Origin of the sequence: Aldersonia kunmingensis (assembly GCF_001646865.1) — a bacterium.
GTDB classification, from domain to species: Bacteria; Actinomycetota; Actinomycetes; order Mycobacteriales; family Mycobacteriaceae; genus Aldersonia; species Aldersonia kunmingensis.
In genome coordinates this window covers 1-23892 of record NZ_LRRB01000010.1, presented here as the reverse complement: position 1 = coordinate 23892, position 23892 = coordinate 1, and the positions used below count along the sequence as shown (strand labels likewise).

Sequence of the window (23892 nt, the reverse complement as noted above, 5' to 3'; positions counted from 1 at the left end):
GCGGCACCGCCATCATCGCAACACCTTCACTTGTTGAGATAGCGGACGGCACGTACATCCGCCGATTCCGGCGCACGTACGTGCCGTCTCTATCGAACTACTTGACCTCGTAAATCCAGATCAGCGCGGAGGCCAACTCGCCGTTGGGGCTCCACTTGTACTGGCGCGCCAGGCCGGTGCCGTCGTAGTTGCGGACATAGTCGACCAGATCCGCGCGCGTGACCTTGCCCGAGTCGATACCCGTCAAGAGGATCGTGGTGAGGTCGTACGCCTCCACCGAGTAGACACCCGGCTCCTGGTTGGCCAGTGCGGTGTACTGCTCCTTGAACTCGTCCGGCGCCGGTCCACACGGGCAGGACAGGATCGCACCGGCCGCGGAATTGCCGGCCTGCGAGACGAACTGTGGATCGTTGCTGCCGTCGGCCGACACGAAGGTGGCCTCGACGCCCGCCGACTTCAGCTGCTGCGCGAGCGGCGCGGCCTCAGAGTAGTAGCCGGAGAAGAAGATCGCGTCGGGGTTGGCGCCCTGGACCTTGGTCACCGTCGCGGAGAAGTCCTTGTCGCCCTTCTTGATGCTGGCGGCGCAGCTCTCATCGGCCGCGGCTCCGAGACCCTCGGTGACGCTGTTCGCCAGGCCGACACCGTAGTCGGTGTTGTCCTGGATCACGCACACCTTGTCGTAACCGGCGGTGCCGGTCATGTACTTCGCCACGGCGGGACCCTGGACGTCATCGTTCGCCAGGCCGCGGAAGAAGGTCTGCCAGCCGTTCTGGGTCAGCGTCGCATTGGTCGCCGACGCGGTCAGGGAGGCCAGGCCCGCGTCGCTGAGGATGCCGCCGGTCGCCTTGGTCTCACCGGAGAAGGCCGGGCCGATCAGGCCGACGACCGCCGGGTTGTTGATGACCTGCGGGATCACCTGGGTGGCCTTCTGCGGGTCGCCCTCGGTGTCGAACTGTGCGAGCGTCACCTGGCAGCCCGGGTTCGCGGAGTTGTGCTGCTCGAGCGCGAGCTTGACGCCATTGATGATGTTGATGCCGAGAGCGGCATCCGGGCCGGTGAGAGCGCCGGCCATGCCGATCGACACGGGCGGGCACGTCGCCGAACCATTGCCCGCCGGACTCGCCGCGGCGGACGAGTCGGCCTTCGGCACTTCCTTACCCTCGGTATCGACCTGCAGCAGCGGCTGAATGCTCAGGTTGCCCGCCCCCGCGCCGGTGGTCTCCGAGGCGCCGCTATCGGTCGACTTGTCGCTACACCCAGACAAAACGAGTGCTGCGGCCGCTGCGGCGACCACCACACTCTTCGCACCCAGACGTTTCACGTGCCACCTCCGAAGTCTGCTCTCCCCGGCGGGCCGGAGGGGCCAACTACGTCAGCCCGCAGAGAACATAACGTTGACGCGGCGACTGTGCACACATTGCCAGTCGGTGAATCGACCGCGTCGCGCGCGGAACATCAGTCATCCCATGTTTACTGGGGCGTCAGGTTCTCCAAAACGACCTCTGCCACGGCCTTCATCGTGGTGCGGCGGTCCATCGCGGTCCGCTGAATCCACTTGAACGCCTGCGGCTCCGTGAGGCCCTGCGTCTGCATCAGCACACCCTTGGCCCGCTCGACAAGCTTGCGGGTCTCCAGTCGGTCGGTCAGACCCGCGACCTCGCTCTCCAGCGAGGCGATTTCGGCGAAACGACTCGCGGCCAATTCGATCGCGGGAATCAGGTCCGACTTGGTGAACGGCTTGACCAGATACGCCATCGCGCCGGCGTCCCGGGCACGCTCGACCAGATCGCGCTGGCTGAACGCCGTCAGAATCACGACCGGCGCGACGCGCTTCGAGGCAATCTCCGCTGCGGCATCGATACCGTCGCGGCGCGGCATCTTCACATCCATGATGACGAGGTCGGGCTTGTGCTCGATTGCCAGGTCGACCGCCGTCTGACCGTCGCCGGCTTCACCGACAACCTCGTACCCCTCCTCGGACAGCATCTCCACGAGATCGAGGCGGATCAACGTCTCATCCTCGGCAACGACGACACGGCGTGGACCGGAGCCCCCTCCTGCTGCTGTCATAGTCCTCAACCCTTCGCTCGTCCATCGAGATGCCACTCTTCGAGGTGGGCGCGATGCCACTTTTCGAGGTGGATATGCAGCAGGTTACCGGTGCTTCGGCGATACCGGCGTCCGAACTCGCCCCGGGCGGAAGCTCACTCAACACAGCGGGATACACTGTCCGCCGGTGCGCCGAGTTGGCGGAACAGGCAGACGCGATGGTCTCAAAAACCATTGTCCGAAAGGACGTGTGGGTTCGAGTCCCACACTCGGCACCAATGACATCTAACGTGTCGGAAATTCTTGACATGTCGGAAACTGCCGACATATTCTCCTTCGCATGTCGAGCGAAGACGTCTTTCTCGCGCTGGCCAATCCGGTCCGTCGGCACCTGCTCGAGATTCTTGTCGAGGGGCCACTGACCGCGGGCGATTTGGCAAGTCGATTCGAGCTGAGCCGTCCTGCGGTCGCCGAACATCTGCAGACCCTTCGCAAGGCCGGGCTCGTCCGCGACGAACCGATCGGCCGGCAACGGCGCTACCACCTGACCCCCGAGCCGCTAGCCGATGTCGGCGTATGGCTGCACCCATTCGAACGCTTCTGGCGCGAACGCCTACGTTCGCTCGCCGATCTCGTGGAGGAGAACAATTCAGATGAGCGAAACTGAGCTCGCCACCATCACCGTGGACCAATTCATCTCTGCCGCACCGGAAAAGGTGTGGCAGGCGCTGACCACCCCGGAGTTGCATGCGCAGTGGTGGGCACCGGGCGATATCGCCGGCGTCCTCGGCCACCGGTTCCATCTCGAGATGCCCGGCCGCGGACCGATTCCCTGCGAGGTGGTGCAGGTTCGCGAACCTGAACTGTTCGTGTTCGCCTTCAATGGCACCTGGACCATCAGCTGGCGACTAGTCGCCGAGGGCAAGGGCACGCGCCTGTTCCTGGAGCACTCCGGCTTCGACCTCGAGAACGACGGCGACCTTTTTGCGTTCAACCGAATGGGCCCGGGCTGGCGGGACAAGGTGATGCCGCGCCTGGCCGAATTGCTCGCCGCCTGACGCGCTCAGCCCGCGGCGTGCAACCGCACCTCTTGCGCCTTCACCACGAAATACGCCCGCTGCCCCGGCACCAGGTCGAGGTCGGCTAGCGCTGCGGGAGTGATGTCCGCGGCCAATCCCGTGGAACCGTCGGGATTCTCGGCGCCCGTCACGCGCACGGTGTGACCGTGCACGTCGATGCTCGCGATCGTCACCGCCATGACATTGCGGGGGCTGCCATGCGGCGGTTCGGCGTGCACCGCCACGGCCGTCGGGTTGAACACCGCCACGGCCGGTCCCGAGACAGCTACCTCGGCTATCCCGTAAATCTCACTGCCCCAGCCTGTTTCGAGAACCTCGGCGCGGCGGACAGCACCTCCGATGACGTTCACTCCGGCGATCCGTGCCCCGAAACGGCTGCGCGGCGCGGCGAGCACCCGGCGCACCGGACCTTGCTCGGCAACACGGCCGTCCTCGATCACTACTGCGGTATCTGCGAGCGCGAGTGCATCGAGTAGGTCGTGAGTCACCAGCAGCGCCGTCCGTTGCTTCTCGCGAAGAATCTTGCGGAGCAGCCGGCGCACGTGCGGCGTCGCGCTCACATCCAGCGCGGACATCGGCTCGTCGAGTAGCAGCACCTCTGGATCGCACGCCAGCGCGCGGGCGATTGCGACGCGCTGCGCCTGCCCGCCGGACAGTTGCGCCGGCCGCCGCGATGCGAGGTCCTCGGCATCGACCTCACGCAGCCAAGTCCGTGCAATCTCGCGCGACTCGGCCCGGCCGGCTCCGCTACTCCGTGGACCGAACCCAACATTCGCCTCGACGCTCAGGTGCGGAAACAGCAGCGCCTGCTGCGCGAGCATCGCGACCCGGCGACGATGCGCGGGCACGAATTCCCCTGTGGCGGCATCGGACAAGACCCGATCGCCGATTGTGATGATCCCCTCGTCCGGGCGCAGCAGGCCCGAGATCATGTCCAGCAGCGTGGACTTTCCGGCTCCGTTCGGGCCGAGCACGGCAAGTACCTCACCCGGCGCGACGGCGAGGTCCATAGTTACGTCGCGATCGCGCGAAACCGCCTTGACTGCAAGCAAACTCACAGTGCACCACCGATGGCGCGGCCCCGGGCTGACAGCACGACGAGAGCAGCGACGACCACAAGCAACAGCGACAGCGCGACCGCCGCATCGGGGTCTACCTCACGCTGCAGATAGATCTCCAGCGGCAGCGTGCGCGTCACACCCTGTAGCGAGCCGGCGAAGGTGATCGTGGCGCCAAACTCACCGAGCGCCCTCGCGAACGAAAGCACGGCACCCGACACCAGGCCGGGAAGGACCAACGGGATCGTCACCCGTCGCAGCACCGTGGTCGGCCGCGCGCCTAGGGTTGCCGCCACCGCCTCGTATCGCTCCCCCGCCGTGCGCAGCGCGCCCTCGAGACTGATCACCAGAAATGGGAGCGCGACGAACGACTGCGCGATGACCACGGCCGTCGTGGTGAAAGCGATCTGTATTCCCAGCACCTCGAACGTCTCACCCAGCAAGCCTTTTCGGCCGAACGTGTAGATGAGTGCGATACCACCGACCACCGGCGGAAGCACCAAGGGCAACAGCACAAGCGATCGCAGGACCGACAGTCCCGGCAGCCGGGACCGGGCAAACACGAGGGCCATCGGTACCCCGATAATCAGCACAACCACGGTGCTTGTGAGTGACGTGCGCAGGCTGAGCAGCAGTGCCGCGCGCGAGGATTCGGAGGTGATCAGCGACCAGAAGTTCGACCAATCCGTCTCCAACAGCATTGCGATCAGCGGCAGCACGACGAACAGCACACCGATCGCGGCCGGGAGGTAGACCCACTTCGGTAGGTCTACCGGGACCCCCGCGCGTCGCGCGGTCATGGCGCCGCGAAACCGGCCTCAGCGAGGACTTTCTGTCCCTCCGGACCGGTGACGAGTTCGACGAATTCCGCTGCCGCCTCGGCGTTTTTGGAGTTCTTCAGCACCGCGATCGGGTAGACGTTGACCCCCTGCGCCGCCGCGGGGAAATCAACCTGCATGACCTTGTCTCCGGCGCCCTTGGCGTCGGAGACGTAGACGAGGCCGGCATCGGCCTGACCGCTCGTCACCTTGCCCAGCACATCGGTCACCTGGGACTCCTCACTCACCGGGGTGAGCGTGACGCCGGACTTCTCCTCGATCGTCTTGGTGGCCGTCCCGCACGGAACCTGGTCCGCGCAAACCACAACCGAGACGCCCGCCTTCGTCAGGTCGGCGAACGTGGCTATGCCCTTCGGATTACCGGGCGCAGTAACGATCGTCAGCGTGTTCGAAGCGAAGTTCTCCGGAGATCCCGCGACGAGACCGGCATCGACAACCTTGGTCATATTGGCGGGGTTCGCGGAGGCAAACACGTCCGCCGGGGCACCCTGAATGATCTGGGTGGCGAGGTCCGAGGATCCGGCGAAATTGAACTTCACCGACGTGCCGGGATACTCCGACTCGAACTGCTTGCCGAGTTCGGTGAAGGACTTGTTCAGCGATGCCGCGGCGAAGACGGTGATATCGCCGGTGACCGAACTCTCGGCCGCGGTGGTCGCGGTCAACGTCGACGAGGCGTCGTCATCGGAGCATCCGGCCAGCAAGGCGACGCCGAGACCGACTGTCGCGACGACGCCCACAAAGCGAATCATTTCGCCTCCTTGGGCATTTCGACGATCACGTTGGTGGCCTTGACGACGGCGACCGCGACGGAGCCCACCTCGATGCCCAACGCCTCAACCGACCGGGTACTCATGAGCGACACGACGGTGAAAGGGCCGCACTGCATTTCGACCTCGGACATGACCGCGTCCGAGGTGACGTGTGTGACCAGGCCAACGAGGCGATTGCGCGCCGAACTCTCGACTTGGGTTGGGTCCGCCGGGGTGCGCGCGTTCTCGCGGGCGAATGCCGCGAGGTCTGCGCCGGCGATCACCGCCCTCCCGGCCGCATCCTTCGTCGCGGGCAGTGACCCACTGTCTATCCAGCGCCGAACCGTGTCGTCGCTGACGCCGAGCAGGTCGGCCGCGTCGCGCACACGAATATCAGAACTCCGCGCATGCGTCATGGAGAGCACTCTAGCGCAGCACTTACGGCACCAGAGTGCCGGATTATCCGCAGTTGCGAACTCGGGCGACGGGCTCTATTCGACGCCGATCGTCACCTCGGTGGATTTCACGAATGTCGTCGCCGGCTTTCCCGGGGCAAGGCCGAGTTCGTCGACCGCTTCCTTGGTGATCGATGCCGTAATGACCTGGTCGCTGCCGTTCAGACGCACCTTGACGGTGGCCATGACTGCCCCTACATCGACAGCCTCGATAACGCCCTCGAGCTGGTTTCGCGTGGAAAGGCGCATCAGGTCATCACTGTGCTCACGTCGGCACTCCCACGTTCCTGGTGTCGCCTCCGGATCTCGATCTCGAACGCGGCAATGGCACGGTCGAGATCCGCGACATCGCGGTCGTCCGCACCTTCGTCCGCTGACGCATCACGCGCCTTGCGGAGATTCGCCAACGCCGGCTCCAACTCTGGGGTGTCGAGCACCTTGGGATCCTGCATGCCTCGTTTCTACGCTCGCCGCGTACGGCTGTCCGTCGAAATCGACATCGATACCCGATCGTGAACGGAACAAATGTTGCGTTGAACGGAGTGAACGATTCCGTTCACTCCGCGGATGCGAAACGTGCAGTTCACGAGCGAATGGAAGATTCGTTGCGTTAGACGGGACGAATGCTTCCATTCACCCCGCACCGAGCGTCAGCTGACCGGCGTGAGCTCCCAGGTGCCGTCACCCTCGAGGTCGAGCCGTTGGGTGTGGTGCTGATCGACGGTGCTGCGGTGCGCGACGCTGACCAGCATCGTGTCCGGCGCCTCTGAACGAACCAATGCGTACAGCGTGTACTCGAGCCCCTCGTCGACCGCGGACGTGGCCTCGTCCAGGAACACCAGTTTCGGCTTGATCAACAGGATCCGCGCGAACGCGACTCGCTGCTGCTCACCCGGAGACAGGATCTTTGCCCAGTCCTGCTCCTCGTCGAGCCTGTCCTGCAGGTGACCGAGGTTCACCTTCTGCAGCGTCTCGCGCAGCACGTTGTCGTCGACATCCTCCGGCTTGGCCGGGTACGCGACGGCGGTGCGCAGATCCCCGAGCGGGATGTAGGGAATCTGGGACAGGAACAGCGTCTCGGTCCCATCCGGGCGGCGGATCTCACCCGAGCCGAACGGCCACATCTCCGCGAGCGTCCGCAGCAGAGTCGTCTTGCCGCTGCCCGAGGCGCCCTTCACCACGAGCGCGTCACCCGGCACGAGGCGCAGGTTCAGATCGTCGATGAGCACCTCGCCGTCCGGCTTGCGGACGTCGATGCTGTCGAGTTCGAGTGCGTTGTCCAGATTCGACCGCGTGATCTTCGGGAGCTCACGCGACTGCTCGCTGGCCTCCATCAGTCCATTCAGACGGATCAGCGAGGCGCGGTAGCCGGCGAAGTCGTCGTAGGACTCGCGGAAGAATGACAGCGAATCGTGCACGGCCCGGAACGCGGTCGAGGTCTGCGTGACGTCACCGAGGGTGATGTCACCGGAGAAGAACCGCGGCGCCTGGATGACCAGTGGGAACAGTTCCGCGGTCTGGTTCACCGCCAGGTTCCAGCCCTGGAACTTGAGCGACCGGAAAACGATGTTCCAGTAGTTGCGGATCACCTGGGCGAAGCGGGAGAACAGGCCGAACTTCTCGACGTTCTCACCGCGGTAGAACGCGACGTTCTCCGCGCTGTCGCGCAGCCGCACAAGTGCGTAGCGGAAGTTGGCGTTGAACCGCTCGTTGAGGAAGTTCAACCGGATCAGCGGACGCCCGATCCAGAACGCGATGACGGTGGTGACAAGCACGTAGGTAAGAACGAGGAACATCATCGCGCGCGGAACCTCGACGCCGAGGATCGTCAGCGGACCCGACAGGTCCCACAGGATCTTGGTGAACGACCAAATGGACACGACCGCGCTGACCGCACCGGTCGACAGCGTCACCGAGAGTTGCGTGTAATCGGTGATGTCCTGCTGGATTCGCTGGTCCGGGTTGTCGATCGAGCGGTCGATGAACCGTCCCCGGTAGTACGCCCGCCCGCGGAGGTAGTCACCGGTGATGTGCTCGGTCAGCCACACTCGCCAGCGGATGACGAACGCCTGCTCGATGTAGTAATCGAGCAGCGCCCGAATCACGTGAATTACAGCCAGGATTGCGAAGATTCGCACCGCGCTCCAGAACGCGGACTTCGCCGCGTCGAGCGCACCGCCGTCGCCGGACTGCAATGCCTGCGCCGCGTATTGCAGCGCCGTGAACATGTCGTTGCCCTGGTAGGAGAACAGCACGCTCATCCGGACCGCGAACACGGTGAAGATCAGGATGATGACGACAAAGCCATAGGTCTTCCACGAGTCACGCCCGAGGAAGAAGCCGGAGCTGATCCGCCAGAACTGACGGCCCCAGTTGGTGAATCGCACCAAGAGCGCACAGATCAGGAAGAAGACCACGATCGTCACGGCGGAGACCTGGACGATCCACCACAGCGAGTGCACGACCTCGTTGCCCCAGTCGACACTGGTTTCCATGCGGCTCCTTCACGGTTGCGCGGCAAAGCCCGAGCGAAGTTGGCGAAGCTTAACGCGCCGAACGACTCGGCGCGTGCGGTGGTAGTGCGGCGCGTCAGTTCTTGCGCGGGAAGTGCCTGATCAGGCCTTCCTGGACGACGGTTGCCAGCAATTCACCCTCGATGGAGAAATATCGCCCGGTGGCGAGACCGCGCGAGCCGGCCGCAACCGGCGACTCCGTCGCGTACAGCGCCCACTCGTCGAACCGGAACGGGCGGTGGAACCACATCGAATGGTTCACCGTGGCCGCCACGATGCGGTCGTGGCCCCACGACAGCCCGTGCGTGGTGATGATCGAATCGAGCACGGTGGTGTCGGACGAATAGCCCATCGCCGCAACGTGAATCAGCGGATCGTCGGGTAAATCGCCGTCCGCCCGCATCCAGACCCGGTTGTGATTGAGCCGCTCACCCGTGCCCTTCATGATCCAGGCCGGATCGTTGGCGTACCGGATATCGATCGGCTTGAGCGCATTAACGAAGGTCTGCAGACGTTCCTCGTAACCGACGAAATGATCGCCGAGCGGCGGTAGCGCATCGGGGTACGGCACGTCGGGCACCTCGACGGCGTGCTCGAGTCCCTTGGTGAAGTCCTGGAACGCCGCAAGCATCATGAACAGCTCGTGCCCGTCCTGGTAGGCGGTCACGAGCCGGTTGGCGAATGCGCGGCCGTCACGCTGACGCGTCACCCGGTACTCAATCGGCGCCTTGACGTCGCCGCCACGGATGAAGTGGGCGTTGATCGCGTGCACCGGCCGGCCGGCACCGACCGTGCGGCCCGCGGCCATCATGGCCTGCGACACCAACTGCCCGCCGAACGTCCGGCTGGCGACCTGCTTGGGATGCTGACCGACGTACACGTTCTCGTCGGTCTGTTCGAGATCGAGCAGCCCCAGCAGCGTTTCCAGGTCGGGGCTCGGCGGCACGCCGATGCCGCCGTCTCGCGTCTGTGCCACTAGTGATCCTCTTCCCCGAGACGGTGCACGTGAATCAGGTTCGTCGAACCGACCGTGCCGGGCGGGGAGCCGGCCACGATGATGACCAGATCGCCCTTCTTGTAGCGCTTCATCGCCAGCATCGCGGTATCGACCTGGCCGATCATCTCGTCGGTCGTCGCTACGCGGGTGACGAGGAACGTCTCGGTTCCCCAGGTCAGCGCGAGCTGGCTGCGGACCTCCGGCAACGGGGTGAACGCGAGCAGCGGCAGCGGCGTGTGCAGCCGTGCGAGGCGGCGCAACGTATCGCCCGACTGGGTGAACGCGACAAGGGCCTTCGCATTGAGCCGCTCGCCGATGTCTCGCGCTGCATAGGAAATGACGCCGCGCTTGGTGCGCGGGACGTGCGTCAACGGCGGAACGCGCGTCGACTCGGTCTCCACGGCCTGCACGATCCGGGCCATGGTCCGCACGGTCTCAATCGGATACTTGCCCACCGATGTCTCGCCGGACAGCATCACCGCGTCGGCGCCGTCGAGCACCGCATTCGCGACGTCGGACGCCTCCGCGCGAGTGGGGCGCGAATTCTCGATCATCGACTCGAGCATCTGAGTCGCGACGATGACCGGCTTGGCGTTCTCGCGGGCCATCTGGATCGCTCGCTTCTGCACCAACGGCACCTGCTCGAGCGGAAGCTCGACGCCGAGGTCACCGCGCGCCACCATCACCGCATCGAAGGCCAGCACAACGGCCTCGAGATTGTCGATGGCCTCGGGCTTCTCCAGCTTGCCGATGACCGGGACGCGCCGGCCCACGCGGTCCATCACCTCGTGTACGAGCTCGACATCGGCCGGTGACCGGACGAACGACAGGGCAATGAAATCGACACCGAGCCGCAGGGCGAAGTCGAGGTCCTCGATGTCCTTCTCCGAGAGCGCCGGGACGGAGATGTTCATACCGGGCATGGACAGGCCCTTGTTGTTGCTGACAGGGCCGCCCTCGGTGACGCGGCAGACCACGTCGTTGCCCTCGATGCGCTCGACGGTGAGGCCGACCTTGCCGTCGTCGACGAGCAGCCGGTCCCCCGCCTTGGCGTCGGTGGCGAGTTCCTTGTAGGTGGTGGAGACCCGTTCGTGGCTGCCATCGCACTCGTCGACCGTGATCCGGACTTCTTCCCCATTGGCCCAGGTAGTCGCGCCCTCGACGAACCGGCCGAGGCGGATCTTCGGTCCCTGCAGGTCGGCGAGGATGCCGACGGCGTGCCCCGTCTCGTCCGAGGCGGCACGGACGCGGTCGTAGTTGGCCTTGTGATCGGCGTGGTCACCGTGACTGAAGTTCAGCCGCGCGACATCCATGCCGCTCTCGACGAGTTGCCGAATTCCTTCCGAGGTCGCCGTCGCAGGTCCTAGAGTGCAAACAATCTTGGTCCGTCGAGTCACGTGTCGAGCCTAGTGGGTCGCCAGGACCTTCTCCACGCGGTCGATGTGACGGTTACCGCCTGGCCACGGCCATCGGAATCGCCGCCGGATGCACCGGAGCGGGCAATTCGGACTGTCCCATCAGGAATTCGTCTACCGCTTGCGCGCACGATCGTCCCTCGGCGATCGCCCAGACAACGAGCGATGCGCCACGGTGTGCGTCACCACACACGAATACGCCCGGCGCCTCCGTCTGCCAATCCGGCCCGCACTCGAGCACACCTCGTCGGGTGCGCTCGAGACTCAGATCGTCGAGCAACTGCCCGGGCTGGACTCCCTCGAACCCGATCGCGAAAAGGGCCAGTTCGCAGGGCAACTCCACCTCCTCGCCGATCGGCACGACGCTTCGCCTGCCCTCGGCATCCCGGTGCACCTCGACTTCCGCAAGGACCATCGCGCGCACCCGGCCTTGTTCGTCGCCGAGGAATCGACGCACGGCCACCTGGTACCGCACGAGGCCGCCCTCGGCGTGCGCGGGCGACGTACGCAGCAGCAGAGGCCAGGACGGCCACGGGGAGATGGTGTCGTCCCGCTCGGTCGGCGGTTCGGGGTTGTAGTCGAGCTGCGTCACCGACGCCGCACCCTGGCGATGCGCGGTGCCGAGGCAGTCCGCGCCGGTATCGCCACCACCGATGATCACGACATGCTTGCCGTGCGCGGACAGCGATGTCGGCCCATCCCCCTCGCTCTCCTTGTTCGCCGGGACGAGATGCTCCATGGCCAGGTGCACCCCGTCGAGTTCGCGGCCCTCGATATCGGTCTGATCGCGTGCCTCGAGCGCGCCAATCGCCAGCACGACCGCATCGAACTGCTCCCGCAGTGCGGCCACGGTGATGTCGACGCCGACCTCGCAGTCGACCACGAAATGCGTGCCTTCCGAACGCATCTGGTTCAGGCGTTGATTGAGCACCGACTTGTCCATTTTGAACGCGGGAATGCCATAGCGAAGCAGCCCGCCGAGTCGATCGTCGCGCTCGTACACCGTGACGTCGTGCCCGGCGCGGGTGAGCTGCTGCGCGGCCGCGAGGCCTGCCGGTCCCGAGCCGACCACCGCAATGCGCTTGCCGGTGGCGATGGTCGGCATGTGCGGCACGATGGTGCCGTTCTCCCATGCCGCGTCGGCGATCGTCTGCTCGATCCGCTTGATCGTGACACTGCCCCCGCTGTCGTTCTCCGCGATGGACAGCACACAGGCCGCCTCGCACGGCGCCGGGCATACGCGTCCGGTGAATTCGGGGAAGTTGTTGGTCGTGTGCAGGCGCTCGATAGCCTCGTCCCAGCGGCCTCGCCGGACCAGGTCGTTCCACTCCGGGATCAGGTTGCCCAGCGGACAGCCCGAGGAGCCGCTGTGGCAGAACGGAATTCCGCAGTCCATACAGCGGCGGGCCTGGGTCGACACCTCCGCGTTGCGTTGCACCGGCGAGATCGGCAGGTAGATCTCGTTCCAATCCCGGATGCGTTCGGAGACCGGCCGCTTGGGCGCTTCGCGCTTCTGGACCCGCAAAAACCCCTGTGGCTCAGCCATTTGCCGCCTCCATGATCGCTGCGTCCACGTCCCGGCCCTCGGACTTCGCGAGGCGGGTCGCCTGCAGAACGCGTTTGTAGTCGATCGGCATGACCTTGGTGAACAACGCCGACCGGCGTGGCCAGTCGGCGAGTACCGAAAGGCCGACCGCGGAGTCGGTCCACCGCGCGTGCTTCGCGATAGCACCTCGCAGCCAAGCCAAATCGTCGGAATCCAACGGCTCGAGTTCCACCATTGCCTGGTTCACCCGAGTCGGGTCCAGGTCGAGGATGTAGGCGATGCCGCCGGACATACCCGCCGCGAAGTTGCGGCCGATCTCGCCGAGAATCACGACTCGTCCGCCGGTCATGTATTCGCTGCCGTGGTCGCCGATACCTTCGACGACGGCCGTGGCGCCGGAGTTGCGCGCGCAGAACCGTTCTCCCGCGCGTCCGCGCAGGAACACCTCACCGGAGGTCGCGCCGTAGAGCAACGTATTCCCGGCGACCACGTTTTCCTCGGGGATGAACAGGGCGTCGGGGTGCGGTCGGACAACCACCCGCCCGCCCGAAAGACCTTTGCCGACATAGTCGTTGGTATCTCCGATGAGATCGATCGTGATGCCGGGCGGCAGGAACGCGCCGAGCGACTGACCGGCCGACCCTGTGAGGGTGAGCCGGATGGTGTCGTCGGGTATCCCGGCGGCACCGTAACGCCGGGTCACCTCCGCGCCGAGCAGCGTCCCGACCGTGCGGTTGACGTTGCGTACGGGCAACTCCAGCTGCACCGGGTGGGCATCCTCGAGCGCGCCCTCGCACAGCTGAATCAGCGTCTGATCCAGCGCGAATTCGAGGCCGTGGTCCTGCTTTCGGGTGCGCAGCCGCTGTACCGCACCACTGACCGGTCGCTCCGGCACGGTGAACAGTGGCGTGAGGTCGAGCCCCTTGGACTTCCAGCGCGCCACACCCGCTGCGGTGTCGAGCGCGTCCGCGCGGCCCACCGCCTCGTCGATGCTGCGGAACCCGAGGCGCGCGAGATAGCGCCGCACGTCCTCGGCGATGAACCGAAAGAAGTCCTCGACGAATTCGGGCTTGCCGTTGAATCGTTTCCGCAGATCGGGGTTCTGCGTCGCGACCCCGACGGGGCAGGTGTCCAGATGACAGACCCGCATCATGATGCAACCGGCAACAATCAGCGGCGCGGTGGAGAAGCCAAATTCCTCGGCACCGAGCAACGCCGCCACCACCACGTCCCGCGCGGTACGCAGGCCGCCGTCGCACTGCACCGTGATGCGGTCGCGAAGTCCGTTGAGCACCAACGTCTGCTGCGCGTCGGCGAGACCGATCTCCCACGGCGCACCGGCGTGCTTGAGCGAGGTCAGCGGCGAGGCCCCGGTCCCGCCGTCGTTGCCGGAAATCAGCACCACGTCGGCATGTGCCTTGCTGACACCCGCGGCAACCGTGCCGACGCCGACCGAGGCCACGAGCTTCACATGCACCCTGGCCGTGTCGTTGGCGTTCTTCAGGTCGTGGATGAGCTGCGCGAGGTCCTCGATGGAGTAGATGTCGTGGTGTGGTGGCGGGCTGATCAGCCCCACACCGGGCGTCGAGTGCCGCGTCTTGGCGACGGTCGGATAGACCTTGAACGCCGGGAGCTGGCCGCCCTCACCGGGTTTCGCACCCTGCGCCATCTTGATCTGGATATCCGATGCGTTGACCAGATAGTCGCTGGTGACGCCGAACCGCCCGCTGGCGACCTGTTTCACCGCACTGCGCCGCGCGGGATCGTACAGCCGCTCGGTGTCTTCGCCGCCCTCCCCCGAGTTCGACCGCCCGCCGAGCTTGTTCATCGCTCGGGCCATCGTCTCGTGTGCTTCGGCGGAGATCGACCCATAACTCATTGCGCCGGTGTTGAACCGCGTGACGATGCTCTCCCACGGCTCCACCTCGTCGAGCGGGACGGGCTCGCGCTCGCCATCGCGGAAGGAGAAGAGGCCGCGCAACGTGCCGCCCTGCGCGGACAACTCGTCAACTTTCTCGCTGTAGGACTCGAACACCTCGGCTCGGCCGGTGCGCGTCGCGTGCTGAAGCAGGAACACCGTTTCCGGCGTGAACAGATGCAGTTCGCCATCGCGCCGGTACTGGTACTCACCGCCGACCTCGAGGCCCTGATGCACCTTCGCGGTCGGATTGTCGGGGTGCGCCTGGCGGTGGCGCTGGCGCACCTCCTCGGCGAGCACGTCGAGCCCGACCCCACCGATCTGGCTGACCGTGCCGGTGAAGTACTCCGCGACCAGGTCGCGGTCCAGCCCAACCGCCTCGAAAGCCTGTGCCGCCGTGTAGGAAGCGACCGTGGAGATACCCATCTTGGACATCACCTTCAGCACGCCCTTGCCGAGCGCGGTGAGATAGTTGCGGATGCCGACGCTCGGTTCGACCCCGGTCAGCTCGCCCTGCGTGATCAGGTCCTCGATGGATTCCATTGCGAGATAGGGGTTCACCGCCGCCGCACCGAAGCCCAGCAGCAGCGCGATGTGGTGCACCTCGCGCGCATCGCCCGACTCGACAACCAACCCGACCTTGGTGCGTTCCTTGGTCCGGACCAGATGATGGTGCACCGCGGACACCGCCAGCAGCGACGGTATCGGGGCCATCGTGTGGTCGGAATCCCGGTCGGAAATGATCAGCGTGTGGTGCCCGGCGGCGAGTGCCTCGCTTGCCTTGCGGCGCAACGATTCCAGGGCGTCGGCCAGCCCGGCTTCACCGCGTTCGGCATCGTAGAGTCCGCGCAGCACCGCAGCCGACAGGCCCGGATGGTCGCCGTCATCGTTGATGTGGATGATCTTGTCGAGTTCGTCATTGTCGAGCACCGGCCACGGCAACACGATCTGCCGGCAGGACGCCGGCGTGGGCGCGAGCAGGTTCTGCTCCGGCCCCATGATGCGCGACAACGAGGTCACGATCTCCTCGCGAATCGCGTCGAGCGGAGGGTTCGTCACCTGCGCGAACAACTCGATGAAGTAGTCGTAGAGCAGCCTGGAGCGCTGCGAGAGCGCCGCGATCGGCGTGTCGGTTCCCATGGAGCCCAACGGCTCTCCGCCCGAGGCAGCCATCGGCCCGAGCAGGATGCGCAGGTCTTCCTCGGTGTATCCGAAGGCGCGCTGGCGCCGCAGGACCGACGCGTGGTTGTGGGTCACGCGCTGACGGTCGGGCAGGGTGTCGAGCCGCAACTGCCCGGCGTGCAGCCACTCCTCGTACGGTCGCGCTTCGGCGAGCGTCCGCTTGATCTCACGATCGGGAACGATGCGGCCCGCGGCGGTATCGACGAGGAACATCTTGCCGGGTTGCAGCCTGCCCTTCGCCGCGATCTGGCCCGGCGGAACCGCCAGCACGCCCGCTTCGCTGGCGAGAATCACCTTGCCGTCAATGGTTTTCCACCACCGGCCCGGACGCAGACCGTTGCGGTCGAGCACGGCACCCACGAGCGTCCCATCGGAGAACGTCACGCATGCCGGACCGTCCCACGGTTCCATCAGGGCGGCGTGGAACTTGTAGAACGCGCGCTGCGCCGGGTCCATGGCGCGGTTCTTCTCCCATGCCTCCGGAATCATCATCATAACGACATGCGGTAGCGAGCGGCCGCCGAGGTGCAGAAGTTCGAGTACCTCGTCGAACGAAGCGGAGTCCGAGGCCTCCGGGCTGCAGATGGGGTAGAGCCGGCGCAGGTCGCCGGGAATCAGATCGCTGGCCAGCAGGGCCTCCCGGGCGCGCATACGGTTGCGATTGCCACGCACGGTGTTGATTTCGCCGTTGTGGGCAACAAACCGGAACGGGTGCGCGAGTGGCCAGGACGGAAAAGTGTTGGTGGAGAATCGGCTGTGCACAATCGCGATGGCACTGGTACAGCGAGCGTCGCGCAGGTCCGGGAAGTACAGCGGCAGTTGCGTTGTCGTGAGCATTCCCTTGTACACGATGGTTCGCGAGGACAGCGACGGGAAGTACACCCCGGTCTCCGTGCCGTCGTCGAGCCGCTCGGCGCGCTTGCGCAGCGGGAAGACCCTACGGTCGAGTTCGAGTCCTGCCGGACGAACGCCACCGGATTCGGGTGCGGCAACGAACAACTGACTGATGTGCGGCATGCACGCGCGGGCGGTCCGGCCTATGTCAGCGCCGTCGGCATCAACCGGCACCTCGCGCCAGCCGAGCACCTGCAGCCCTTCCTCCACCGCAATCGCCTCGATGCGGGCGACGACGGAGGCCCGCTCGTCGGGATCGGCCGGAAGAAATGCGTTTCCGGCGGCGTACGCGTTCCCGGTACCGGGCACCGGCGGCGGGAGGGTGAAGCGGACGACGTCCTCGAGCAAGGCGGTTGGCAGCTGCAGCAGGATGCCCGCTCCGTCACCGCTGTTCGGCTCCGCGCCCGCGGCGCCGCGATGGTCGAGGTTCTCGAGCGCAAGTAGTCCGTCGGACACGATTGCGTGCGAACGCCGTCCGGATATGTCGGCGATCATCGCGACGCCGCAGGAATCCGCCTCGTTCTGCGGGTCGTACAACCCCTGTGCTGCGGGCAGCTGAGAATAAAGCACGGACCACCTCCACCTGTGCCAGCGAGGCGGCCCTACGATGCGCAGACGCCGCGGGCGCGGCCTCGGTGGCGAATCGCCATTTCGGGCGTTGCCATCGGATTGCCGCGGGACAGCATCGGCCCGTGAAGGCCTCGGTTTACTCCGAGTTTTTCAACCCTAGCAGTTGGATCAGTCCCGCAACGGGCGACCGAACTTATCCCGTACATTGCCGGTCAGCATCAGGATTCCGTCGATGAGCGGCCAGATCCCGCCGAGCCCGCACGTGAGCCAGGTGACCGCGATTTGCGCCCAGGCGAGGCCCGGCTGGTTGAGATAGAACCGGCCGGCGCCGAATGCGCCCAGGAAAATCTGCAGGACGCCCGCGGTGACCTTCTGCTTGTCCGAGAACGGCTCGCCGGTGATCGGGTGGCGACCATAGGGTGCATCGGGTGTGGCGTACGGGTAGGCGGGATTCGCCGGGTACGCGCCATACCCGGGCTGCGGATAGCCGGGCTGACCGTAATTCGCCTGCGGATAGCCCGAGTCGTATTGCGGTGACTGGTAGTTCGGCTGTTCGTAGCCCGGCTGCTGGTAGGTCGGCGGCTCGTAGGACGGCTGCTCGTAGGACGGCTGCTGGTAGCCCTGGCCGGTCCAATCCGGACCGGTGCCGGGCGCACCGTACGTCGGACCGGGCGCACCGTAGTTGGAACTGTCCGGTCCGGGTGCGTTCCAGGACGAGCCGAACTCCGGTCCGAGATCCGACGACGACGAGGTCGGGTCGCTACTACTACTGCTGCTGCCGCTACTGCCGCTGTCGCTACTGCCGCTGTCGCTGCTGCTGCTACCGCTGTCGTTCCCGCTGGATTCGCTCATGCCCGCCCTCCCGCATTGTTGGACGTCGATTCGCTCGCGTCCGTGTCGCTCTTCTCGGGTTCAGTGCCTTCGGTTTCAGTGTCCTCGCCGTCGGCGCTCGCGTCTTCCTCGGAATCGTCGGCAGATTTGTCGTCTGTCGCGTCTGTATCGGTCTCGTCGACCTCGTCGGTGCCGGTTTCGGCTTCCTCGTCGGCGGCTTTCGCGGCATCGCGCTCGTCCAGATCGTCGTATTCGACCTGGGAACCGGGCGGGTGCCGGTCATCGGCGGGCTGCAGCGTCCAGGGTTCCTCGCGGCCCTTCGTCGCGAAGAAGAAGTACGCCACGGCAGCGGCGAACACGATGGCCGCGGTAAACAAGTTGATACGGATGCCGCCGATATGGGTGGCGTAGTCGTCGCGCATCAACTCGATGAAGAACCGGCCGAGGCTGTATCCGGCCACGTACAAAGCGAAGATTCGGCCGTGGCCGATCTGGAAGCGCTTGTCGATGAGCACCAGCGCGACCACGACGAGCAGGTTCCAGACGATCTCGTAGAGGAAGGTGGGATGCACGATCTTCTCCACCACGCCGGTGGACACACCGCCGAGTTGATCGACGGCACCGCTGGAATCCACCCTCTCGTAGATCTTCAATCCCCACGGCAAGTCGGTCTGACGACCGTAGAGCTCCTGGTTGAAGTAGTTGCCGAGCCGGCCGATCGCCTGCGCGAGCAGGATCGCGGGCGCGAGAGCATCACCGAAGGCGGGCAGTGGAATCCCGCGGCGGCGGCAGCCGATCCATGCGCCGACACCACCGAGGAGCACCGCTCCCCAGATGCCGAGACCGCCCTCCCAGATCTTGAACGCGTCCGCGGGGTGCCCGCCCTCACCGAAGTACGTCGAGGCGTCGGTGATCACGTGGTAGAGCCGACCGCCGATCAAACCGAACGGCACCGCCCACACCGCGACATCGAGCACTGTTCCCGCGGCACCGCCGCGTGCCATCCAGCGCTTCTCGCCCCAGTAGATCGCGACGATGATGCCGATGATGATGAACAGTGCGTACGCGCGCAAGGGGAAGGGGCCGATCTCCCAAACACCCTGCGGCGGACTCGGAATGTAGGCGAGCAATTGCCCGGTCGGATTCACCCCATCAGAAGTCACGACGCCACGGTAGCCGAGCGCACTCCCCTGGCAAGTTCTTCGGTCAGCGACGCGACCGCGCCGAGTCCCTCTGCGGCCGCGCTGACGAGCGCGGACCCGACAATGACGCCGTCGGCGTAGGCAGCGATTTCGGCGGCCTGAGCGCCCGATCGCACGCCGAGACCGACGCCAACCGGGATGTCGCTATGGGCCCGCACACGTGCGGTGAGCTCGGGCGCAGCGGACGACACCGCGTCACGCGCGCCGGTGACACCCATGGTCGAGGCGGCGTAGATAAAGCCGCTGCTGGCCTCGAGCGTCATCGCGAGCCGCTCCTCGGTGGACGACGGCGCGACGAGGAAGATCCGGTCCAGATCGTGGGCCTGCGACGCGGCCACCCACTCGTCGGCCTCTTCCGGAATGAGGTTCGGCGTGATCAGCCCGAGTCCACCCGCTGCGGCGAGATCCCGCGCGAACGCGTCCACGCCGTAGCGCAGCACCGGATTCCAGTAGGTCATCACGACGGCCTTGCCGCCCACGGAGGCGATTTGCTCCACAACGGTGAAGACATCACGCACCCGCACCCCGTTGCTCAACGCAAGCTCGGCAGCTTCCTGAATGACCGGACCGTCCATCACGGGGTCGGAGTAGGCGACGCCGACTTCGATAATGTCGCAACCGGATTCGACCATCGCCTTGAAGGTGTCGATGGACTTCGGCACGTCCGGGTAGCCGGCGGGCAGGTAGCCGATGAGCGCAGCGCGGTTCTCGGCCCGGCAGGCCGCGAAGGTGGGGCCGAGCCGGGAATCCAGGCCGCTCACTGCGTCTTCTCCTCGCTGTCCTCGTCAATCAGTCCGAACCACTTGGCAGCGGTGTCCATGTCCTTGTCGCCGCGGCCGGAAAGGTTCACCAGGATGATCGCGCCATCGCCGAGTTCCTTGCCGAGCTCGAGCGCACCGGCCACGGCGTGGGCCGATTCGACTGCGGGGATGATTCCCTCGCGGCGGCTCAGCAGCATCAGCGCATCCATCGCCTGGGAGTCGGTGACCGGGCGGTACTCGGCGCGGCCGATGTCCTTGAGGTAGGCGTGCTCGGGCCCGACGCCGGGGTAGTCCAGGCCAGCCGAAATCGAATGCGATTCGATCGTCTGCCCGTCCTCGTCCTGCAGCAGGTACGAGTACGCGCCCTGGAACGCACCGGGCGAGCCACCGGTGAAGGTCGCGGCGTGCCGGCCGGTCTCCACGCCGTCGCCCGCCGCCTCGAACCCGACGAGCCGAACACCCGGATCGTCGATGAACGCGTGGAAGATGCCGATCGCGTTGGAGCCACCGCCGACACAGGCAGTCACCGCATCGGGCAGCTTGCCGGTCAGGGCGAGCGTCTGCGCGCGCGCCTCCAGGCCGATCACGCGCTGGAAGTCGCGGACCAGCACCGGGAACGGATGCGGTCCGGCGGCCGTGCCGAAGCAGTAATAAGTGTTGTGCGCGTTGGTAACCCAGTCGCGCAGCGCCTCGTTGATGGCATCCTTGAGCGTCTTGGAACCCGACGCGACCGAGACCACCCGCGAGCCGAGCAGGCGCATGCGAGCAACGTTCAGCGCTTGCCGCTCGGTGTCGACCGCGCCCATGTAGATGATGCACTCGAGGCCGAGCAGCGCACACGCCGTTGCGGTGGCGACGCCGTGCTGGCCTGCTCCCGTCTCGGCGATGATCCGCGTCTTGCCCATGCGCTTGGCGAGCAGGACCTGACCGAGCACATTGTTGATCTTGTGCGAACCGGTGTGGTTGAGGTCCTCGCGCTTGAGCAGGATCCGGGCGCCACCCGCAAACTCACGCATCCGGGTCGCCTCGAAGACGGGCGAAGGACGGCCGGTGTAGTCGCGCTGCAGCCGGTCGAGTTCGTGCAGGAAACCCGGATCGACGCGCGCCTTCTCGTATTCGGCCGTGACTTCTTCAATGACCGCCATCAACGCTTCGGGCACATGCCGTCCGCCGTAGACGCCGAAGTGGCCGCCCGCATCGGGCTCATGGTTGCTTCGCTCTGCGATTCCCGCGCTGGCGGGCGGCAGAGTCTGGTTTTCCGTCGTCATATCGATCAGCGCGCAGGCTTCGGGCAGGACGGATGCGTCCCGGCGGTCACGAGCTCCGCGACGGCGGTGCGGGGATCACCGGACGTCACCAACCCTTCGCCGACCAGCACTGCATCCGCACCGGCGCCCGCGTAGGCGAGCAGATCGGCGGTGCCGCGGACGCCCGACTCAGCGATCTTGATGACCTCGGTCGGGAGGCCCGGCGCGATGCGGGCAAAGCTGTCCCGGTCGACCTCGAGCGTCTTGAGGTTGCGGGCGTTGATACCGATGACCGAGGCACCGGCTTCGAGCGCGCGGTCGGCCTCTTCCTCGGTGTGCACCTCGACTAGCGCGGTCATGCCGAGCGACTCCGTGCGGTCGAGCAGCGAGCTGAGCGTGTGCTGGTCCAGCGCGGCGACGATGAGCAGCACAACATCGGCGCCGTGAGCGCGGGCCTCATGGATTTGGTACGGCCCGACGATGAAGTCCTTGCGCAGCACCGGGATGGACACGGCCTTGCGCACGGTATCCAGATCGGCGAGTGAACCCTGGAACCGGCGCTCCTCGGTGAGGACGCTGATGATGCGGGCTCCGCCGGCCTCGTAGGCCAGCGCGAGCTCGGCAGGATCCGGGATATCGGCGAGCGCTCCCTTGGACGGGCTTGCCCGCTTGACCTCGGCAATCACGGCGATGCCGGGCTCACGGAGCGCGGCCGTCGCATCCAGCGAAGGCGGCGCGGCGGCAGCTGCAGCCTTGATCGACGCGAAGTCGATCTGGGCTTCTCGGGCAGCGACGTCCGCACGAACTCCGTCGATTATCGAGTCGAGAACGGTCATCAGGTGCCCGAATCCTTTCTGGGCCAGCCGCCGCACGGCGGAAACTCACCGGGTGTAATCAGAGTAGAGGTCAATGATCGGACGACTTTCGGCGGGTGTCTTCGGTCACCCTTTGCCCTTGGTCTCGTCGTCGCGGCCGGCCGTCGGGTCCTCACCGGCATCCAGTGCGTCCCACAACGTCCGTTCGGACAATTGTCCCGGTGCCTGACCGGGTTCCGCGGCGTCCGCCTCGGCCACCCGGCGGGTGGCATCGGCCTTGCGTGCCGCCGGAGCGTCGTATTTGGCGCCCAACGTCGCTTCGGTCGGCGGCTTGCGGGTGAGGAGTACCCCGGCGACGAACGCGAGAACCGCGCCGATCAGCGCCAGCACAGCAGGCTGCGAGTAGGTCTGCAGGTGCGTCACCTCGGCGCGGCCCGGAAGTTCGGCCAGCGCCGCGGCTCGGTCCTGGGTGGGTCCGGTGCCGGCCAGCAGCGCGATGGGCGGCACCGCGGCCGCGGCACCGATCAGCGCGATCACCACGCCCAGGACCCGACGCAGCCAGCCCCGCACCGCGAATACCGCGGCAATCGCGGCGACCAGGGTCAACGCGAGGGGCGTGAGGGCACCGAACCAGGTACTGCCCAGCAGGTCGGTGGTGCGTTCCTCACCGAGCCCGTCGGAAGAGGTCACCTCGACCCAGGTCATCCGCGATGAGGCCCACAGGCACGCAGCGCCCGCAACGAGCGCGATCAGCGGCCCCGCGAGCGATTGGCGGGTGGATGTGGCCGGCTCCTGCTGTGGAGTCGGTTCCGGCTGTGGGGTCGATTCCGGCTGTGGGGTCTCGTCGGGAGTGGTCATGAGTTCTCGCCGCGCGACGTGAACGGGCGCACGGTCCGGGCGGCGGCAACGGCGCCGAGCACGGCCATAGCCTTGTTGCGGCATTCGGTGTCCTCGTACTCCGGCACCGAGTCGGCGACCACGCCAGCGCCCGCCTGGACGTACGCCGTGCCGTCCTTGACGAGTGCGGTGCGGATGGTGATCGCGGTGTCGGCGTCACCCGCGAAGTCGAGGTAACCGACGATGCCGCCGTAGATTCCCCGGCGGGTCGGTTCGAGTTCGTCGATCAGCTCCATTGCTCGCACCTTCGGCGCACCGGACAGGGTGCCCGCCGGGAAGCATGCCGACACCGCGTCGAGCGCGGACTTGTCCTCGGCGAGGTGGCCACTGACCGTGGACACCAAGTGCATGACGTGGCTGTACCGCTCGACGTGCCGGTACTGGCTCACCTTCACCGTGCCGGGGGTGCAGACGCGGCCCAGGTCGTTGCGGCCGAGATCGACGAGCATCAGGTGCTCGGCGTTCTCCTTCTCGTCGGCGAGCAGGTCCTTGCCGAGCAGGATGTCGTCCTCGTCGGTCGCCCCACGCCACCGGGTGCCGGCGATCGGGTGCGTGGTGGCGACCCGGTCGTTAACCGTGACGAGCGATTCGGGGCTCGATCCCACGATGGAGAAGGCGGTGTTGCCTTCGGCGTCGGGGACGTGCATCAGGTACATGTACGGGCTCGGGTTCGAGGCGCGCAGCATCCGGTAGAGATCGATCGGCTCACCGTCGTAATCCATCTCGAAGCGCTGCGACAGCACGACCTGAAACGCCTCGCCGGCCTCGATCTCCTCGATCAGTCGGCGTACCCCCGCACCGAACTCCTCGCTCGTGCGCTGGCGACGGAAATCGGGCGCCGGCTTGTCGAACGTGGACACCGTCGAGGGCGC

22 protein-coding genes and 1 tRNA gene are annotated in these 23892 nt (G+C 66.2%); 3 read left to right on the top strand and 20 right to left on the bottom strand.

Annotated elements, in window-relative coordinates; all coding sequences use genetic code 11:
• Nucleotides 1-97: 97 nt before the first annotated feature.
• Together A8G08_RS01195 and A8G08_RS01190 are read right to left on the bottom strand one after the other, a co-directional pair.
• Nucleotides 98-1321 carry a branched-chain amino acid ABC transporter substrate-binding protein gene (locus A8G08_RS01195; protein ID WP_068269170.1) on the bottom strand — a complete coding sequence of 408 codons (1224 nt, stop codon included), beginning with the start codon at nucleotides 1319-1321 and terminating at the stop codon, nucleotides 98-100.
• 149 nt (nucleotides 1322-1470) lie between these two features.
• Entirely contained in the window at nucleotides 1471-2070 is a 600-nt protein-coding gene (locus tag A8G08_RS01190; RefSeq protein WP_068269168.1) for an ANTAR domain-containing response regulator, read from the bottom strand.
• Nucleotides 2071-2240: 170 nt separating this feature from the next.
• Between A8G08_RS01190 and A8G08_RS01185 the strand changes: the two genes are divergently transcribed.
• The 3 genes from A8G08_RS01185 (at nucleotide 2241) to A8G08_RS01175 (ending at nucleotide 3107) form a co-directional block, all read left to right on the top strand.
• Nucleotides 2241-2327: transfer RNA gene (locus tag A8G08_RS01185), tRNA-Leu, on the top strand.
• Between the two features lie 62 nt (nucleotides 2328-2389).
• Nucleotides 2390-2716, top strand: coding sequence for an ArsR/SmtB family transcription factor (locus A8G08_RS01180; RefSeq protein ID WP_068269165.1), 327 nt, complete (start codon nucleotides 2390-2392; stop codon nucleotides 2714-2716).
• Complete coding sequence (locus tag A8G08_RS01175) at nucleotides 2703-3107, top strand: SRPBCC family protein (RefSeq protein ID WP_068269162.1); 405 nt, start codon at nucleotides 2703-2705, stop codon at nucleotides 3105-3107. The genes A8G08_RS01180 and A8G08_RS01175 overlap by 14 nt, the downstream gene beginning before the upstream one ends.
• A 5-nt stretch (nucleotides 3108-3112) precedes the next feature.
• Here the strand turns inward: A8G08_RS01175 and A8G08_RS28395 are convergent, their stop codons facing one another.
• The 18 genes from A8G08_RS28395 to A8G08_RS01085 form a co-directional block, all read right to left on the bottom strand.
• Entirely contained in the window at nucleotides 3113-4186 is a 1074-nt protein-coding gene (locus A8G08_RS28395; protein ID WP_425394518.1) for a sulfate/molybdate ABC transporter ATP-binding protein, read from the bottom strand.
• Nucleotides 4183-4986, bottom strand: coding sequence for an ABC transporter permease (locus A8G08_RS01165; RefSeq protein ID WP_068269159.1), 804 nt, complete (start codon nucleotides 4984-4986; stop codon nucleotides 4183-4185). The genes A8G08_RS28395 and A8G08_RS01165 overlap by 4 nt, the downstream gene beginning before the upstream one ends.
• On the bottom strand, nucleotides 4983-5777 hold the full coding sequence (modA, locus tag A8G08_RS01160) for a molybdate ABC transporter substrate-binding protein (protein WP_068269156.1): 795 nt from the start codon (nucleotides 5775-5777) through the stop codon (nucleotides 4983-4985). Before modA ends, A8G08_RS01165 begins: the two co-directional genes overlap by 4 nt.
• Nucleotides 5774-6193 carry a TOBE domain-containing protein gene (locus A8G08_RS01155; protein WP_068269153.1) on the bottom strand — a complete coding sequence of 140 codons (420 nt, stop codon included), beginning with the start codon at nucleotides 6191-6193 and terminating at the stop codon, nucleotides 5774-5776. The genes modA and A8G08_RS01155 overlap by 4 nt, the downstream gene beginning before the upstream one ends.
• A 75-nt stretch (nucleotides 6194-6268) precedes the next feature.
• The gene (locus tag A8G08_RS01150; protein ID WP_068269151.1) at nucleotides 6269-6481 is read right to left on the bottom strand and encodes a TOBE domain-containing protein; all 213 of its coding nucleotides are present in this window, start codon (nucleotides 6479-6481) and stop codon (nucleotides 6269-6271) included.
• Nucleotides 6481-6684 (bottom strand): hypothetical protein, encoded by a 204-nt coding sequence (locus A8G08_RS01145; RefSeq protein WP_068269148.1) that lies wholly within the window; start codon nucleotides 6682-6684, stop codon nucleotides 6481-6483. The genes A8G08_RS01150 and A8G08_RS01145 overlap by 1 nt, the downstream gene beginning before the upstream one ends.
• Before the next feature lie 198 nt (nucleotides 6685-6882).
• Nucleotides 6883-8727 carry an ABC transporter ATP-binding protein/permease gene (locus A8G08_RS01140; protein WP_068269146.1) on the bottom strand — a complete coding sequence of 615 codons (1845 nt, stop codon included), beginning with the start codon at nucleotides 8725-8727 and terminating at the stop codon, nucleotides 6883-6885.
• Between the two features lie 94 nt (nucleotides 8728-8821).
• On the bottom strand, nucleotides 8822-9721 hold the full coding sequence (locus A8G08_RS01135) for an acyl-CoA thioesterase (RefSeq protein WP_425394517.1): 900 nt from the start codon (nucleotides 9719-9721) through the stop codon (nucleotides 8822-8824).
• Complete coding sequence (gene pyk, locus A8G08_RS01130) at nucleotides 9721-11139, bottom strand: pyruvate kinase (RefSeq protein ID WP_084435849.1); 1419 nt, start codon at nucleotides 11137-11139, stop codon at nucleotides 9721-9723. Before pyk ends, A8G08_RS01135 begins: the two co-directional genes overlap by 1 nt.
• Nucleotides 11140-11191: 52 nt before the next feature.
• A complete protein-coding gene (locus tag A8G08_RS01125; RefSeq protein ID WP_068269139.1) occupies nucleotides 11192-12703 on the bottom strand; it encodes a glutamate synthase subunit beta in 1512 nt (503 codons plus the stop codon).
• The gene (gene gltB / locus A8G08_RS01120) at nucleotides 12696-17267 is read right to left on the bottom strand and encodes a glutamate synthase large subunit (RefSeq protein WP_068269136.1); all 4572 of its coding nucleotides are present in this window, start codon (nucleotides 17265-17267) and stop codon (nucleotides 12696-12698) included. The genes A8G08_RS01125 and gltB overlap by 8 nt, the downstream gene beginning before the upstream one ends.
• A gap of 168 nt (nucleotides 17268-17435) precedes the next feature.
• On the bottom strand, nucleotides 17436-18119 hold the full coding sequence (locus tag A8G08_RS01115; protein WP_068269134.1) for a TM2 domain-containing protein: 684 nt from the start codon (nucleotides 18117-18119) through the stop codon (nucleotides 17436-17438).
• Entirely contained in the window at nucleotides 18116-19261 is a 1146-nt protein-coding gene (lgt, locus tag A8G08_RS01110) for a prolipoprotein diacylglyceryl transferase (RefSeq protein ID WP_245672543.1), read from the bottom strand. The genes A8G08_RS01115 and lgt overlap by 4 nt, the downstream gene beginning before the upstream one ends.
• Nucleotides 19258-20061: a tryptophan synthase subunit alpha gene (gene trpA / locus A8G08_RS01105; protein WP_068269130.1), complete on the bottom strand. Its 804-nt coding sequence runs from the start codon at nucleotides 20059-20061 to the stop codon at nucleotides 19258-19260. The genes lgt and trpA overlap by 4 nt, the downstream gene beginning before the upstream one ends.
• Nucleotides 20058-21329 carry a tryptophan synthase subunit beta gene (trpB, locus tag A8G08_RS01100; protein WP_068269126.1) on the bottom strand — a complete coding sequence of 424 codons (1272 nt, stop codon included), beginning with the start codon at nucleotides 21327-21329 and terminating at the stop codon, nucleotides 20058-20060. The genes trpA and trpB overlap by 4 nt, the downstream gene beginning before the upstream one ends.
• Nucleotides 21330-21334: 5 nt before the next feature.
• Nucleotides 21335-22144, bottom strand: a complete 810-nt coding sequence (gene trpC, locus A8G08_RS01095) for an indole-3-glycerol phosphate synthase TrpC (protein WP_068269185.1) — start codon at nucleotides 22142-22144, stop codon at nucleotides 21335-21337.
• Nucleotides 22145-22249: 105 nt separating this feature from the next.
• Nucleotides 22250-22981, bottom strand: a complete 732-nt coding sequence (locus A8G08_RS01090) for a TIGR02234 family membrane protein (RefSeq protein WP_068269123.1) — start codon at nucleotides 22979-22981, stop codon at nucleotides 22250-22252.
• On the bottom strand, nucleotides 22978-23892 hold a 915-nt coding region (locus A8G08_RS01085), incomplete at its 5' end, for a chorismate-binding protein (RefSeq protein ID WP_187344412.1). The genes A8G08_RS01090 and A8G08_RS01085, both read right to left, overlap by 4 nt.

Coding starts and splice junctions, on each gene's coding strand:
- A8G08_RS01140 (WP_068269146.1), bottom strand. CDS start 8,727: ATGGAAACCAGTGTCGACTGGGGCAACGAGGTCGTGCACTCGCTGTGG.
- modA (WP_068269156.1), bottom strand. CDS start 5,777: ATGATTCGCTTTGTGGGCGTCGTCGCGACAGTCGGTCTCGGCGTCGCC.
- A8G08_RS01150 (WP_068269151.1), bottom strand. CDS start 6,481: ATGCGCCTTTCCACGCGAAACCAGCTCGAGGGCGTTATCGAGGCTGTC.
- trpC (WP_068269185.1), bottom strand. CDS start 22,144: ATGACCGTTCTCGACTCGATAATCGACGGAGTTCGTGCGGACGTCGCT.
- A8G08_RS01125 (WP_068269139.1), bottom strand. CDS start 12,703: ATGGCTGAGCCACAGGGGTTTTTGCGGGTCCAGAAGCGCGAAGCGCCC.
- A8G08_RS01115 (WP_068269134.1), bottom strand. CDS start 18,119: ATGAGCGAATCCAGCGGGAACGACAGCGGTAGCAGCAGCAGCGACAGC.
- trpB (WP_068269126.1), bottom strand. CDS start 21,329: ATGACGACGGAAAACCAGACTCTGCCGCCCGCCAGCGCGGGAATCGCA.
- A8G08_RS01145 (WP_068269148.1), bottom strand. CDS start 6,684: ATGCAGGATCCCAAGGTGCTCGACACCCCAGAGTTGGAGCCGGCGTTG.
- A8G08_RS01180 (WP_068269165.1), top strand. CDS start 2,390: ATGTCGAGCGAAGACGTCTTTCTCGCGCTGGCCAATCCGGTCCGTCGG.
- A8G08_RS01090 (WP_068269123.1), bottom strand. CDS start 22,981: ATGACCACTCCCGACGAGACCCCACAGCCGGAATCGACCCCACAGCCG.
- A8G08_RS01165 (WP_068269159.1), bottom strand. CDS start 4,986: ATGACCGCGCGACGCGCGGGGGTCCCGGTAGACCTACCGAAGTGGGTC.
- A8G08_RS01175 (WP_068269162.1), top strand. CDS start 2,703: ATGAGCGAAACTGAGCTCGCCACCATCACCGTGGACCAATTCATCTCT.
- A8G08_RS01190 (WP_068269168.1), bottom strand. CDS start 2,070: ATGACAGCAGCAGGAGGGGGCTCCGGTCCACGCCGTGTCGTCGTTGCC.
- A8G08_RS01155 (WP_068269153.1), bottom strand. CDS start 6,193: ATGACGCATGCGCGGAGTTCTGATATTCGTGTGCGCGACGCGGCCGAC.